A 14,566-nucleotide genomic window follows, 5' to 3' on the forward strand; every position below is an offset into this window, starting at 1 on the left:
CTTCGAAAGGCTACCCCGCAAGCGCCCGACGTGCGGCATCGGCGTCGAAGCCCTTCAGGCCGATCACGACAAGATGCTCGGCCTGCCTGGCGTCGGGCCGGGCGAACGCCAGCTCAACACGGCTGCCGACCGCCTGCACCACGATCGGCGCAGGCTTTTCGGAGATGCGCGCATGGCCCTTGACGCGCAGCACCCCCGCGAGGCTGAGGACATCGCTGACCCGTGCGCGCATCGCCTCGACGCTCTCGGCCGCCGCAGGCCTTACGACGATACTGTCGAAATCGTCGTGATCGTGCTCCTCTTCCTCTCCGTGATGCCCGGCCCGCGCAGCGAGGTCGTTCTCGGCATCGGCCTTCATCCCGATGAGGACGTCGGGCGCAAGCGCTCCATGGGAGCGTACGACACGGACACCTTGCCTCAATTGTGCAGCAAGCCGGTTTTCGATGCCGCTGAGCACATCCGGCGACACCAGATCGCTCTTGGAAAGGACCACGAGGTCGGCACAGGCGAGCTGATCCTCGAACACTTCCTCGATCGGGTCGTCGTGATCGATTTCCTCGTCCGCGGCGCGCTGGGCCGCGACCGCATGTTCGTCGAGCACGACGCGTCCCTCTGATAGCGCCAACGCGTCGACGACCGTCACCACGCCATCGACGGTTGCGCGCGTGCGGATCGCAGGCCACGCGAACGCTTTCAAGAGTGGCTGCGGCAGCGCGAGGCCTGAGGTCTCGATCACGATCGCGTCCAGCGGCTCGTCGCGCGTGAGCAGCTTGTCCATGGTCGGAATGAAATCGTCGGCGACCGTGCAGCAGATGCAGCCATTGGTCAGCTCGACGATGTCGCCGGGCGCACAGGCCTTGGCCGCGCATTCCTCGACAAGACCGCCGTCGAAACCGGCATCTCCGAACTCGTTGACGATGACGGCGATGCGGCGGCCGTCGGCTTGCGTCAGAAGCGAGCGCAACAGTGTCGTCTTGCCGGCACCGAGAAAACCAGTGAGCACGGTGACTGGAACACGGGACATATTTCAGGACTCCTTAAGAGGAACGTTTGAGCCACAGCGGAAGGCCGGCCGCGACGAACATGACGTTGGGAACGCTTGAGGCGACCATCTGATTGAGACGGCCCTGCGCATCGCGGAAATCGCGGCCGAGCCTGGTTTCGGGCACGATGCCGAGACCAACCTCGTTCGACACCAGGACAACGGGGTTTGCGGCGACGCCCAGAAATTCCGCGAGCCGATTCGCCTCGACATCAAGGTCACGCCCGGCGAGCATCAAGTTGGAGAGCCAGAGTGTCAGGCAATCGACCAGGACCGCGCAGCCGGGTCGCGATACCTGCGTCAGGACATCGATGAGCGCCAACGGCTCCTCCACGGTCGTCCAATCCGAACCGCGCCTGCTGCGATGATGCGCGATCCTGTCCTGCATCTCCTCATCGCCTGCGGTAGCTGTTGCCAGATACACGCGAGCAAGGCCGCTTTCGGCAATCATTCGCTCGGCAAAAGCCGATTTGCCTGAGCGTGCGCCGCCCAGTACCAGCGTGGTCGAGAGATCAGTCATTTCGGAGCGCTGCCATCTTCGGGCGACCAGCGAACGGGCGGCAGCCGCGCCACCATCCCCTTGCGCAGGATCTCGGCGCGCTCGCGCCACGGCACCAGGCCGTAGGTCGATTTGCGATAGGAATCGACGAAAGACGCGACGGCACCAGCGCCCTCGGGCTCGAGATCGCCGAAGAGGAAGGTGTAACCATCCGAGCTCGAAACCGCGACCGTGGTCGGCCGCTTGCACACGCTCAAGCACTGCACGCGCCGGACCTGAACGGCCGCGTCGCGTTTGCCTGTAGCGACCCGGATCGCGTCGAACATGGCGGGCCCGGCCAACACGCCCTCGGACGTCTTGCAGGTGACGCATACGCTCACGACGACGGGACCGCCGGGCGCAGTCGGCGGCAAATATTCGCCCGGGCGAGAATCAGTATCTTGCTGATCGACGTCGTTGCGATCCATCACGATGCTCAAGTCAGGGCCACGACGGCCGCGAGCTTTGTTGGATCGCGTTCGACGGGGGAAGACCATCGAACTCATTCCGTCCGGTGCACCCCGCCCGACGAACCTCCAAAGCACAATGCGCGATGGCAGGTCTCCTGGCTCGCGGGTCGTCGCCTTTCGCCGCCTTCCCGGTCATCCCAGTGGCCTCGGCTTTGGCTCGCCGCTTACAGTTGCGGGGGCAGCGCCGGCATTGCACCGACTTCCCTTTTTCACCTTCCCGAAGGAAGGACCATCGCCGCCACGCTAGCTGTCCCCGCGACGGCGGTCAACCGCAGTTGACCCGCCCGTTTGCTTCGGTCACTTAAGGCGCGCACGAGGAGCCCATGACCTTCCAAATCCCATCCGATTGGCAAATTCCCGCAATCGCTCCGCTCGATCGGACGCTTGCCGCAACGATGCGCGCGCGAATCGACGGCAAAGCCAAGCCGCCGGGCTCACTGGGACGAATCGAAGACCTGGCGGTGCAACTCGGCATGATCGCGCATCCATCCGCCGCAGCGCTGCAAAAGGCCGTTCTGCTCGTTTTCGCCGGTGATCACGGATTGACGGAAGAAGGCGTTTCGCAATATCCGTCCGCCGTCACGGCCGCGATGGTGAGGACTTATCTCGCAGGCCGAGCGAGCGCCAACGCCTTTGCGGCCGCGTCAGATGTCGGGATCCGCGTCGTGGATGCCGGCGTCGCCAGCGAGCTGCCTTCCCATCCCGATCTCCTCAGCATCAAGATTCGGACCGGCACCGCGAATTCTGCGCGTGAGGCAGCGATGTCGGCCCAGGACGCGCACAAGGCGCTCGCGGCCGGCTTTGCCATAGCTTCCAGCGAAATCGATGATGGCGCCGACATCATTGCGCTCGGCGAGATGGGAATAGGCAACACCGCATCTTCCGCGCTCCTGGTGCATCGGCTGGCGCCCGCTCCCCTCGATGACTGCATCGGCGTCGGCGCAGGCCAGGACGAGCCAGGCATGGCCCGCAAGCGCGCCGCCATCCACAAGGCAGCCAATCGCAGCGATGCGACCGCGCCGTTCGAGGTACTCCGGGAATTCGGCGGCCTCGAGATCGCGATGATGGCGGGCGCCGCGCTTGGTGCAGCGGCACATCGCCGTCCGGTCGTCATCGACGGCTTCATTTCGTCTGCCGCCGCCCTCGTCGCCGTCAGGCTGGCGCCGGCGACGCGCGACTATTGCGTTTTCGCGCACCGGTCGGCCGAGAAAGGTCACGACATCGTATTGGCGGCACTTCGGGCACAGCCGTTGCTCGCTCTCGACATGAGACTTGGCGAGGGCACCGGCGCACTACTGGCGGTCCCGCTGGTGCGGGCCGCGTCCCGCCTGCTGACCGACGTCGCCGACCTCAGCGATGTGCTGGAAGGAAGGATCTAGATGAGCCTGGATCGTCTTCGCGACGCGGTCCGATTCCTCACCATCATTCCTGTCGGCGCTTCGAACGATGCGCCTGATTCCGAGTGGCTGGTCCGCTCGGCGCAGTTTTTCCCGCTGGTCGGTGCGATCGTCGGTTTCGTTTCGGCGGCGGCTTTTCTGCTGAGCTCGCTCGTATTAGGACCAGTGATCGCGGCGCTCATGGCAGTGTTGGCAAGCGTCCTTCTCACCAGTGGGTTCCACGAGGATGGCCTGGCTGACACCGCTGATGGCTTGGGCGGCGGCTGGACGGTCGAACAGCGTCTCACCATCATGAAGGATAGCCGGATCGGAACCTATGGCACGCTCGCGCTGATCTTCGCGGTCGCATTGCGGGTCGCTGCGCTTGCTGAGATGCCGGCATGGATTGGTGCGGCGGCGCTGATTGCAAGTGGAGCCGGCGGTCGCGCCGTGGGCTTGCCGATCATCGGCTGGATGAAATATGCGGGTAACACCTCCGCGATGAAGGTGGCCTATGCGCCCTCTCCGCTCCGGGCAGGCGAAATCGGTTTCGCGACGATCGTCGCGCTGCTCGCGCTGGCACCGCTCGCCGCGACCTCCGGCACGCATGCCCCGATCGCGCTTATTGGCGGCATCGCTTGCGGCATCGCACTGGCAGTTGCGGTCACGCTGTGGTCGCGACGATCGATCGGCGGCTATACCGGCGACGTACTCGGGGCCATCGAGCAGGTGTTCGAGGTTGGCTTCCTGCTCGGCGTTGCTGCCGTCATCCGGTCGGCCATGTGATCTGCGCCTATGTTCGAGTGAATCGTCGATGTCTGACGAAGGCGAACCGATCTGGCGCAGCGACATCGATTCATTGGCATTCCGTCCCTCCGGACACATGGGCATATGCGTCATGCACCGGCGCGCATTCCGGACGCTGCTGGGCTGCATGCCTTCGTCACAGCAGTGCATCGATTTCTACCTGATACACCGGGATTCGTTCGAAGCGGCGGCCCGCGCCAAACTGGCCGCGAGAAGCATCCGGGAAACGGACAACTTTCATCTCACCAGCCGCGACGTCCGTCGCCGGCTAAAAAATTCGGTCGCATCTGATGATGCCGTGGGCTAGAATGACTTGCCGAACGAGGATCATCATGCAGCAGACGCAATCAGCCAATTTTACCACCGTTGCCACCGGAACGAATGTCATCGTTCAGGCCGTTCTGGCGATGGCTCTTGGTTTGTTCGTCGTCGGCATGGTCGGCTTTTCGCACATCAGCGCCGTCCATAACGCCGCCCACGACGTGCGCCATGCCAACGCTTTCCCCTGTCACTGACGACAGATGCACGTCTTCAGATCGATCGTGTTTGCGGCATCGCTTGCCGGATTGATCGTCGGCGCGCTGATATCGGTGGTTCAGTTCTTCGGAACGGTGCCGATGATCCAGAAGAGCGAGGTCTTCGAGAAGGCTGCGGCCGATGCACACCACAAGGCTTCTCACGCCGGCAGCGGTGAAGCGGATCATCATCACGATGCGGAATGGGAGCCCGACGAGGGCTTCCAGCGCAGCGCCCTCACCGTCGCCGCCAACGTCCTTACCGCGATCGGCTTCGGCCTCCTGCTCACCGGCATCTATGCGCTTCGGCAACGACCGGTCCATTGGCGCGAAGGTCTGTTTTGGGGCCTTGCCGGGTTCGCCGTTTTTGTCGCGGCGCCTGGTCTTGGCCTCCCTCCCGAGTTGCCGGGCCTGCCGGTCGCCGATCTCACCGCGCGGCAAATCTGGTGGATCGCAACCGCCGCTCTGACAGCATCAGCGCTCTACCTCCTGATCCTGCGCTCGGAGCCGTGGGCTGCGGTTCTCGGGGTCATACTCATTGTCATCCCGCATCTCGTCGGCGCCCCTGTTGCACCCGAGTCTCATGCCGAAGTGCCAGCGTCCCTTTCGCACCAGTTCGTGGTGACCGTCGTGCTCACCGGACTCCTGTTCTGGAGCCTGCTCGGCGTCGCAACGAGCCTCGCGTTCGATAGAGTATCAAGGAAGCGAAGTTAGGCCGCCGATCGTCAGGCTGGGCGCCCGCCACCTCGTCACCGGAATTGCCAGCACCAGGACGGATCGCCGCGATCGCGGCGCTCCGTCATGTCGACGCGCATGAAACGATCATGCGCGAGCGCGGCGCCGACCCAGAGCTCGTTCCAGGCATCGAACACCGCGGGAGACATCGGCCCGCGTTCTGCCATCAGGCGCCATGAGGTCTGCCGTACCATCGCGGTCGCGCCCTGCACGCGCAACTCGGCGTCGTCGCCCTGCCCACGGGCAATGCGCGCGAAGGCGCTGGCGAAGCCCTCGGCGCCGGGACCGACACCACCGAGCAGCGATGCAACGTCGTCAAAGGTGTGCATCCCGACCAGCCGCGCCGCAGCGCCGGCAAGATGGCCGCCCTCCTCGGGACCGAGCACCGCGATGGTTTCCGGCACGATCGACGTGATGTATTCCATCGCGTAGTTGCGCAGGACCTTTTGAAGGCGCCCTTCGGGCCAGGTGTTTTCGGCAAGCCGTGGCGCAAGATCGACCCGAAACGGGGGACATTGCTCGCCGGGCGAGAACTGCAGCCGTTCATCGGGCGTGAGGTCGTGATCCCACTCCTTGTAGTAGCCTTCCAGGCCGGGCTGTCCGTCGACCGTTTGGCCCGTACAGACGAAGCCCAGCCGCGGATTACCGAGGACGACGCCATTATTGGCGTGCCATCCGCGCAGCATCGCGCGCGACACTTCCGACGGAATGCCGCAGATCGCGGTGCCCGACCAGATCCACCGCGGCGGCGGATAGCGTACCCAGGCCTTTTGGTCGCTCTCGTAAACATATTCGACCTTAACGCCGCCGACTTGGTTTGAAAGATAATGGTATTGCGCGCACGCGACCGCGTGCGGAAGCTTGTCGAGCCCGAGCTTTTTCAATCCCGGAACAAAGCGGGCCAGTTGCTGGCGTCGGAAGGTCCGAAACACCACCTCCGCCGCTCGCGCGGCGCCGGCGCGCGACGACAGCATCAGGATGAGGCCCGTCAGATAGGAATGGTAGATCAGTTCGACGGCCCGATAGGCGACGTCATCCTTGGCTCGGCTCTCCCCGCTTCCGCTCAATTGTTCTTCTCCAAACCTGCGACTATGCTTCACTGCCCCGACGGAATGAGAGCGCGCAAAATGTCCCGATTCCACATTTGACGGGCGCTATCGAACGCAGCGAAATCGTGGTCGAATTGCCAGTAGGCCCATGCCCAGCCAAATCGGTCAGCGTTTCGCGCCACGAACGACAAGTATCTCTGGCGGCTTTCAGATGGCGCGCGCTCATAAACCCCGAACTCACCGAGATAGATCGGACGTTTCTCTCGGTGTGACCAGAGATTGATTCTGGTGAAATCAGCGACAACTCTTGCTTCGTCCTCAGAGGTTCCCCAATCCAGCGGGCCGATCGTCGAAAATGTTCGCGACCATGGCGCGCCTTGATGGGTAAACCTTATCGGCGCGTAATAGTGAAAAGTCACGATCAGTTTTCTGTCGTCAGCCGGCAGAGTCAACTCGTGAATAGGCGCATCGTCGGTGTTGAGAACAGCGACAATGACAGTTCGTTCAGGGTTCGCAACCCTGATAATGCCGAGACATTCATTGAGAAGTGAGTTCCATTCGGCCGAGGCCATATGTCCCCCGGGCTCGTTCAGAATTTCGAATACAAGCGCAGGATACTTCCCTGCATAGCGCGACGCGATCTGCTTCCAGAATGATTTGAGCTTGTCGGCGCATCGTGAGATATAACGCTGGCAAAAATCGGTGTCGTGCTCATCCAGAATGGGAATGAGCTTCCTTGCAAGAACCTCTTCGATAACTCTATCGAGGCGCTTCAAGACGGCTTCATCAAGGATGTTATCCGAATCCATATGCTTGAAGCCGAAGAAATTGATTCTGACATGTGAGAAGCCGGCCCTTTGAATTGCGGTCAGGTTCTCCAAACGGAATGGGGCATTTTCGGCGCCCTCCCAGATGCCGTCATATCCCAGGATATTGATGCCGCGTCCCAAGCCCGCGACGTCACGAAACGCGATCTGCTCGGATCCGCAGGCTCGCGGGATCCACATTGCCAAGACGAAAGCCAGCAGGAGGAACTTGAGGGCCGCTGGCCGGCGGGCAAGTGTGGCGATCATTGCTCCGCCAACTCACGATCGCCGTGATCTTCCGGCAGCACCGGCCGACAGGTTGCGAGGAAGAAGACCAGCAACAGCACCGATGTAAACATCGTGGAACGGAGGAATATCGTCTCGGTAAAATTGGTCTGAAAACTGAGGACGGAGAACCCTATGATCAGGGCACAATGAAACCGATCGATCGATCGGGATGAAATCAGATGGAGCACCTTGTTCGAAAATAGGAAGACGCTTGCCGCAAAAAGCAAATAACCCAAAAGCCCCGTTTCCATGAGAATGGTGATGTAGCCGCTGTGGTAGTTGTCGAGCACCCAACCGTGGTTCTGCTCGAAATAATCATAGATCGATTGGGTCGTCCAAAATCCGTTTATTCCAAAGCCAAGCAAGGGCGCATCGTCGAAGTGGCTTATCGCGTACTGCCAAATGAAGGTTCTCTCCGTGAAGTCGATCGTCGTGTCAAACAAATGGATGGAGTCGTATCCGGTCACGTAGAAATACAGGATCAGCAAGCCCGCCATGATGCACATGACAAAGGGCAACACCGCGTAGACTTTCATGCAATTCACCGACCGCAAGGAGGTGAACAGCAATCCGCAGGCCGCCAACGCCACCGCACCGGCGCCTCGCGAGCCCGAAGCCAGGACGCACGTTGAAGCGAGCAAGAACGTGACAAGGAAGGGTAGCCATCTTTGCCCTGTCGTCTTTCGATAATAGGCAAAGAACATGAGATAGGCTCCAACGAAGCCTAGTGTTTGCTTTGACTCATAAACACCTTGCCATTGGCCGTTGTGCATCCAACTGCTGTCAACTCCTATGTCCGGCACGAACACGGCGAACAAAGCGGATGCCGCAACCAGTACTAGGAGGCCCCGAGTGACCGATTTGACAATGTCGTCAATATCCAGTCGCGTGATAAGACAGAATGCGCCGAGGGTCGTTATTGCAAGAGCCGCGCTTTTCATGATGGCCGCGAGGCTCAGGTTCGTCCAAAACACGGAAATGGCGGCAAGGACATAGAATGAAACGATCCCGATCAAGTCGGGGTTGAACCCGAGCCGCAGATTAGGTCGCACAAACGCGCTTGCATAAATCAGCACAATCCACATCGACAGCGCAGCGAACTGCTGCAGATAGGTCTGTTCCACCGCCAATAGGGCAGTGTTGAGGGTCCCCATCGATGCCACCACATTGATGGTGATGGACCAATTCATGATGGCCTTTGCGGCCCGCTCGATGTCGACACCGCGCATGTGCGGGATCGCGCCGTCAAGCGCGCCCGCATCCACCTGAATTTGTGCTCCGGTCATGGAATGAGCTTCGTGAAGCGCGGTTAATTATTTGCTATTGCAACCGCTCGGCACGGCACGCAGCGTCAGTCGCGCTCGGTTGGCGTGGAATGGCTCCGGTTAAATAGCAGATAGAGCGCGCGCGGATTGGTAGTCAGATAGCGCCAGAACAGCCGGCGCGGCTCGAGCCAGATCCGCCAGGCCCATTCCAGCCCGACATTCTGCATCCATTGCGGCGCGCGGCGGCGGCTGCCGGAGAGGAAGTTGAACAGCCCGCCTGAGGTCTTGATGACACCGACGTTGGAGAGCCGTGGCGTGAACTCCTCGACAAAGGCCTGCTCATAGGGCACGCCGAGCGCGACCCAGAGATAGTCGGGCGCCAACGCATTGATCTCGTCGACCTTGGCACGTAGCGCGTCGCCGCGCAGATAGCCATGCGAATGGCCGACGATCTTCAGCTTCGGATACATCCTGCGGACATTGGCGACAGCGGCGGCATTCTCCGCCTCGTCGGCGCCGAACATGTAGAAGGAGAGCCCGGCCGCCTCGGCCTTGCGCGCGACGACGTGGAACAGGTCGGTTGTGGCAACCCGCTCCGGCAGCGGCTGCGATGACTTGAACCGTGACACCGTGACCAGCGGCTGTCCGTCGGCATTGATGAGGTCGGCGGCGCGGAACAGGCGGTCCGTCATCGGCTCGGTCGAGCAGCGTGCCACCACCTCGCCATTCGCCGACGTCAGATAGAGCGGACGGCCCGCGCGGCGTTTTGGCGAAACCTGTTCGATCATGAAATCGGCGGTCTGCTCGAGATCGAGTACGGCGAGCCGAAGCCCTCCGACCGTGACGCGGGGGATCTCGGCGGTGGCCGCCCTGCCGATGAGGTTCGCGCGACGCTCGCGCACATTGTCTTTCTCTGACGCTTCACGGCGTGAAGCTGCGCCCGTCGACGACTGCATCGGCGCTCCCCGCGAGGTGTCGCAAATCCGGACAGTTGAGACAGTCCGACCGAAACCGACACGCCAATTGCGTTCGTCCGCGTCCCCTGACATCGAAATCGGGCCGGAAATCAGCTCTTTCATCATGATTCAAGCACTTCAGTTGGAGATCTCTATTGTTGTCCACTCCAACTGCAATATGCAGTCCATCGGCGACCCCGAGTCCGCGCGACGGTTCGACGCTGCGCGAACTGGTTAACTATTCGCAAAGGTGGAGCGCTCGCTAACCATAACGAAACGTTACACGTTGCGCGGCGGTGGCAAGGTCGGCCCGCTATCAAGACATTTGGTAGGAGTCCGCGCAGCGGGCGGCAACCACGATACATTAATACAGATCGCACTCGGCCCGTGTCTCCGCCAATCTGCGTGTGCTAGAAGGTCGCAGCTCCGGCTCGGCCGGCATTTTCGAAAAAGTCCGGTTTGTCTGTCGCACGTATGAACAAGAATAATAACGACGCGTTCGATGTCTGCATCGAAAACGCATTTGATTTTTTGTCTCAAGAATACGCCGAGCTGTTTGCTGGCTCGGACGCCACGGCGTTCCAGCATCCGGTGTGGCTGGACACGCTATATCGCAAGCTCGCGCCGGTCGCGGCAGCAAAACCCCTGATCGTCACGGTCCGCCGTCGCGCGACCGGAAAACTGGCGATGGTGCTGCCTTTGATGCGGGTGCCGCGTGGGCCGATGCGGACGGTTGAATTCGCTGACCTCCGCGTGTCCGATTATCTGACCCCTGTGTGCACGGCCGAGATATTTTCCGAACTGCTCCAGGACGAGGATGCCTGCCTGACGCTCCGCAGGCTTGTCAGGCCGTTCGACTTCTTGCGTATGTGCAAGCTTCCTGATGGAAGAATGCCGATCGAGAACCTTCTTGCAGCGCCTCGCCGTACGGTCATGGAGATGAATGCCTACGCGACAGCGCTAGTCGCCCCGTTCGAGCGATGGCGGGCGAGCGCGCTGAGCCGCTCCTATCAGAAAGAACTCGCAAAGAAGCTGCGTCAGCTACAAAAGAAGGGCGCGTTGAGCTTTTCATGCTGCGACGACGATGCATCCATCATGGCCGCGATGGAGATGATGAAGAACTTTCGAGGCCCGCGGTTTCGAGCCCAGGGCGATGGCGACCTGTTGCAGCATCCCGAATATTTCGACTTCTATTCCACCGTGGCGCTCCGCGGCCTCAGGGCCTTTGTTCGTCTCTACACTATGAAAATGGACGGCAAACTGATCGCGGCAGTGCTGGGATTGTGCCACCGCGGCAGTTTCCTCGTCATTATGAGCGCGTTCGACATCGCGGGATACAAGAGCCAATCCATTGGCGCGCTGATGTTCGAACAAGTCGCCAGGGATTGCATCGAGCGCGGGGATCAGATCCTGGACTTCACCATTGGCGACGAACCGTACAAGAAGATGTTTGGCGGCCGGCCCTCGCCGTTGTGGAGCGTGACTCAGGCGGGTAGCGTCGCCGGCTCCCTTGCTCTGTTCGCGTTACGACAGGCGCCCTGGATCAAACTGGCCGCCAAGCGGATGGCCGAATTCAAGCTGCGGCCGGTCCGTACCTGAGCTTAAACCCCATCACTAGGCACGAAGCGCGCCACGGACACGTGCGATCCATCCCGGCCTGATACCGTCGACCCGATAGGTGATATTGCGACGAAGAAAATGCACCCTGCGTCGCACGTTCCATCTTATGTCGCTGCTCGACGTCAGTGCCTGCCGAAAACGCGCCATTTGCAGGGAGTGTTGGTCGGCAGCCACTTTGTCCGGATCGGAGTAGAACTCCGATATCTTGTCCTTGCCCATGCCGCCGGTTTCGAGCCAGCGCGGCACATATTCCATGCAAAGACGCTCGACATCCACCAGAAGACGGCTCACTCCGGTGCCGGCTGCAGGACAGTTGGTTTGAAACGCGTCGCCAATCAGCACGACGCCCGGCTGCAGATGGCCTTCGGCGACAGACAGGTCCATCACCCAATTCTGCACCTGACCGATGACGCTGAAATCTCCGAGATAGAACTGCAATCCCGGCATGAGCCGCAGCAACGTTGATCCGGTCTGCCGCCTCAGCTCGCGCATGATCGGATCGGTCGGATCGCGAAACATGAACAGGTTTGCCCGCATGCCACCCCGCACCGGAAACAGGCTGAGATAGTCGACGCCATCGATGGCCCGTTCGCCATAGCAGGTGAGCGCCTCGAATTCGAACGGCAAATTGTCCGGACGCGCAATCGTGAAGCCGAACGAAACCGAATGACGCTCGGCGAGAATGCGCCGCGTGATTCCGAGACCGTATCCAAGAGCTCCGGCCATGCCCGTCGCCAGGACAACGAGACGCGCAGTGACGCGCGCTCCGGAGGCCAAAACGAGGTGCTGAACGTCATCGCTGCAGCTCACAGCGGTCACTTGGTCGACAATGAAGCCGGAATGACCCGGCATCAGACGTCGTGCCAGGCCAACGAGATCGGCATAGGGAAGGCCGTAGGTTTGGCCGGCACTGACGTCGACCACCCGGCCTTCTCTGATATTGATCACGCGGTCGTATGCGCACGCGACCGCCTCGAGTTCGCGGATGAAACCCAGCCTGCGAAAGACATCGACTTGTCGTCCGGCGATCTTCTCGACGCGGAATTCTTCCGGATAAACCGCTCGCTTTGTCGATCAGGACGACCTGGTAGCCAGCCCTGGCGAGGACTGCCGCCGCGAGCGATCCCGCCAGCCCGCCGCCGACAATCGCTACGTCCGTGGTGATGGTTTCACGTCCCTCGTCCGCGATCGGTTGTATCACCTTATTCACCATCATGTTTGCCGGCTGTGACGATTGATGCCGGCCGAACCGCAATTTTCTCGCCTGATATCCACTTCGCCGAACCGGCACGATCATTTCTGAGCATCGCAGTTAACGCCCGCGGCCTGGTCCAGATCTGGCGACGTCCCGGCACGCGCCTTGCTCAAAGAGTATCGTGGAATCTATTCCCCGCTTACTCAGCACTAGGGTGAACCATTGTTTATCGTCAGGTCAGCAGGTCATTTACGTGCAAACGGCCGGTGGCTGTGCAGATTTGGCTTCGGCAATCATCTTCGTGCCGGCGCAGCGGCGATCCTGGGAAACCATCGTTTGCCCTGTCTGAAGACAGCCGGGACAGCGGCGTTCCACAATGGAGCAAGGCCGCAGGTCCGCCGGAGAGAGCAAGTTTGCGCCGGTGCATTTACCGGGTGGGGAGAACGAAATCTTAGGTGCCGAACATTAACACTCTCGGTTCGCGTGCGTGTTAGGCACTGGGCCATTGTCTACTACGAGCATCTTGAAAGGAAAGATGCCTTGTACTTCGCATGATCGAATCCATTCTCCAACTGATGCGACGCGACGTGACGCGCGGTGTTGCCGGGACCATCCTTCTGAAGGTTGGCAGCGGCGGCCTTGCGTTTGCGCTGTTCTCCCTGGCAGCACGAACCATGTCGCCGGATGCGTTCGGCGCTTTCGCGATGTGGCTTTCTGTCGCTCAGATCGCATCCGTCGTAGGGCTTGTCGGCCAGGAACTGCTCCTGGTTCGTTTCTTGAACGAGTACCAGGTGCGCGAACAGGCCGATCTCGCCAAAGGTGTGCTGCTATCGAGCCTGAAGATCTCCTCCATTGGGATGATGGTCGTCATTGCCGCGATCGCGGCGGCCGCGAACGTGCGGGGCGATACGTGGCTGCTGATCCTGGCCGTATCCGCCTTTACGGCCGTGAATGCAGGGCTGATGCTCGGCAGCCAGATTGCACGATCGCTCATCAGCATTCTGATGGGGGAAGGCAATCGGGAGTTTTTCTGGCGGGTCGTCGTCGTGCTGTTTTTAGTAGCGATATTGTTCGGCCATGCGCGACTCGATCCCGCACAGTTGCTTACCGTGATGGCGGTCGCCATGGCCATGGGGCTCGTCGTTCAGGTCCTTTCGATCGCACGCGCTCTGCCGAATTTGCGCAATGTGCCGCCGCGCTCGGAGAACTCACGCTGGAGATCGAGCGCGCTTCGCTACTGGGTTTCTTCCATTCTTGAAGCGGCCAACCAGTACTTCGACGTGATCCTGATTTACTGGATGCTGGATCCGGCCACGGCCGGCATCTATTTTGCCGCCTCCCGTCTGGCGAACATCTTCGCCATGCTCTCTGCCGCACTTTATAGTTTCGGAGCGCGCCGCCTGCCCTCGCTCTACTTCAGTAAAAATCATCAAGAGTTCAGCCACACGCTGCAGCTCATGGCGGAGGTGACCGCGCTTTGCGTCATCGCCGGGCTCGTCCTTGTCTGGATCGGCGCACCCCATCTTCTCGGCCTGTTCGGACCTCATTTCGCAGCCCAGCAATGGGTACTGATCGTGCTTGCGTTCGGAACGGCTTTTCAGGCAGCTGGTGGTCCGTCCGCAGCCATCCTGCAGGTGACCGGCCATGAGGGTGACTATGTTCCCGTCATCGCCGGGAACGTCGTGCTGCGGCTGATCGGATTCCTCGTTCTAATTCCCTGGCTCGGCGTGCTCGGCGCCGCGATTTCGGCCACTGTTTCGCTGGCGGTCGCCACCATCGCCCTCAACGTTCTGTGCCGCCGCCGCACCGGCGTTGATCCTTCGATCCTGGTGCTTTCTCGCCGCTTGTCCTCGAAAGCCGAACCGTATCCGGTTCGTGTCGCAGACTCGAAGGATTAGAAGGAT

General features: G+C 61.0%; 14 protein-coding genes, 1 pseudogene and 1 riboswitch. Of the genes and pseudogenes, 7 read left to right on the forward strand and 8 right to left on the reverse strand.

Annotated elements, in window-relative coordinates; translation table 11 throughout:
- Positions 1-10 precede the first annotated feature (10 nt).
- Genes cobW through ACZIRK_RS23295 form a run of 3 tightly spaced genes read right to left on the reverse strand, consistent with a single transcriptional unit; the run spans position 11 to position 2,008 of the window.
- Positions 11-1,024 carry a cobalamin biosynthesis protein CobW gene (cobW, locus tag ACZIRK_RS23285; RefSeq protein WP_130222920.1) on the reverse strand — a complete coding sequence of 338 codons (1,014 nt, stop codon included), beginning with the start codon at positions 1,022-1,024 and terminating at the stop codon, positions 11-13.
- A gap of 13 nt (positions 1,025-1,037) precedes the next feature.
- Entirely contained in the window at positions 1,038-1,562 is a 525-nt protein-coding gene (gene cobU, locus ACZIRK_RS23290) for a bifunctional adenosylcobinamide kinase/adenosylcobinamide-phosphate guanylyltransferase (RefSeq protein WP_130222922.1), read from the reverse strand.
- Positions 1,559-2,008 (reverse strand): DUF1636 domain-containing protein, encoded by a 450-nt coding sequence (locus ACZIRK_RS23295; protein ID WP_080663539.1) that lies wholly within the window; start codon positions 2,006-2,008, stop codon positions 1,559-1,561. Before ACZIRK_RS23295 ends, cobU begins: the two co-directional genes overlap by 4 nt.
- Positions 2,009-2,118: 110 nt before the next feature.
- Positions 2,119-2,299: riboswitch (cobalamin riboswitch) on the reverse strand.
- 74 nt (positions 2,300-2,373) lie between these two features.
- On the opposite strand from ACZIRK_RS23295, the gene cobT reads away from it, so the two are divergent.
- The 5 genes from cobT to ACZIRK_RS23320 are packed head-to-tail and all read left to right on the forward strand — an operon-like array spanning position 2,374 to position 5,462.
- Positions 2,374-3,429 (forward strand): nicotinate-nucleotide--dimethylbenzimidazole phosphoribosyltransferase, encoded by a 1,056-nt coding sequence (cobT, locus tag ACZIRK_RS23300; RefSeq protein WP_463328161.1) that lies wholly within the window; start codon positions 2,374-2,376, stop codon positions 3,427-3,429.
- A complete protein-coding gene (cobS, locus tag ACZIRK_RS23305) occupies positions 3,430-4,212 on the forward strand; it encodes an adenosylcobinamide-GDP ribazoletransferase (RefSeq protein WP_463328162.1) in 783 nt (260 codons plus the stop codon).
- Between the two features lie 28 nt (positions 4,213-4,240).
- Positions 4,241-4,540, forward strand: coding sequence for a hypothetical protein (locus ACZIRK_RS23310; RefSeq protein WP_130222926.1), 300 nt, complete (start codon positions 4,241-4,243; stop codon positions 4,538-4,540).
- Positions 4,541-4,565: 25 nt separating this feature from the next.
- Positions 4,566-4,748 (forward strand): CbtB domain-containing protein, encoded by a 183-nt coding sequence (locus ACZIRK_RS23315; protein WP_028161697.1) that lies wholly within the window; start codon positions 4,566-4,568, stop codon positions 4,746-4,748.
- Positions 4,749-4,754: 6 nt separating this feature from the next.
- On the forward strand, positions 4,755-5,462 hold the full coding sequence (locus tag ACZIRK_RS23320; protein ID WP_130222928.1) for a CbtA family protein: 708 nt from the start codon (positions 4,755-4,757) through the stop codon (positions 5,460-5,462).
- Between the two features lie 35 nt (positions 5,463-5,497).
- Here the strand turns inward: ACZIRK_RS23320 and ACZIRK_RS23325 are convergent, their stop codons facing one another.
- The 4 genes from ACZIRK_RS23325 to ACZIRK_RS23340 form a co-directional block, all read right to left on the reverse strand.
- A complete protein-coding gene (locus ACZIRK_RS23325; RefSeq protein ID WP_130222930.1) occupies positions 5,498-6,550 on the reverse strand; it encodes a hypothetical protein in 1,053 nt (350 codons plus the stop codon).
- Between the two features lie 29 nt (positions 6,551-6,579).
- Positions 6,580-7,605: a glycoside hydrolase family 5 protein gene (locus ACZIRK_RS23330; RefSeq protein ID WP_130222931.1), complete on the reverse strand. Its 1,026-nt coding sequence runs from the start codon at positions 7,603-7,605 to the stop codon at positions 6,580-6,582.
- Positions 7,602-8,912 (reverse strand): O-antigen ligase family protein, encoded by a 1,311-nt coding sequence (locus ACZIRK_RS23335; protein WP_130222933.1) that lies wholly within the window; start codon positions 8,910-8,912, stop codon positions 7,602-7,604. Before ACZIRK_RS23335 ends, ACZIRK_RS23330 begins: the two co-directional genes overlap by 4 nt.
- A 65-nt stretch (positions 8,913-8,977) precedes the next feature.
- Positions 8,978-9,847 carry a WecB/TagA/CpsF family glycosyltransferase gene (locus ACZIRK_RS23340; protein WP_456643687.1) on the reverse strand — a complete coding sequence of 290 codons (870 nt, stop codon included), beginning with the start codon at positions 9,845-9,847 and terminating at the stop codon, positions 8,978-8,980.
- Between the two features lie 474 nt (positions 9,848-10,321).
- On the opposite strand from ACZIRK_RS23340, the gene ACZIRK_RS23345 reads away from it, so the two are divergent.
- Complete coding sequence (locus ACZIRK_RS23345; RefSeq protein ID WP_130222935.1) at positions 10,322-11,446, forward strand: GNAT family N-acetyltransferase; 1,125 nt, start codon at positions 10,322-10,324, stop codon at positions 11,444-11,446.
- A 15-nt stretch (positions 11,447-11,461) separates the two neighbouring features.
- Here ACZIRK_RS23345 and ACZIRK_RS23350 read toward each other — a convergent pair.
- Positions 11,462-12,683, reverse strand: a pseudogene (locus tag ACZIRK_RS23350) (FAD-dependent oxidoreductase).
- A 530-nt stretch (positions 12,684-13,213) separates the two neighbouring features.
- Between ACZIRK_RS23350 and ACZIRK_RS23355 the strand changes: the two are divergent.
- A complete protein-coding gene (locus tag ACZIRK_RS23355; RefSeq protein WP_463328163.1) occupies positions 13,214-14,560 on the forward strand; it encodes a lipopolysaccharide biosynthesis protein in 1,347 nt (448 codons plus the stop codon).
- The last annotated feature ends 6 nt before the right edge of the window (positions 14,561-14,566 follow it).

The organism is Bradyrhizobium sp. Leo114 (assembly GCF_055229415.2).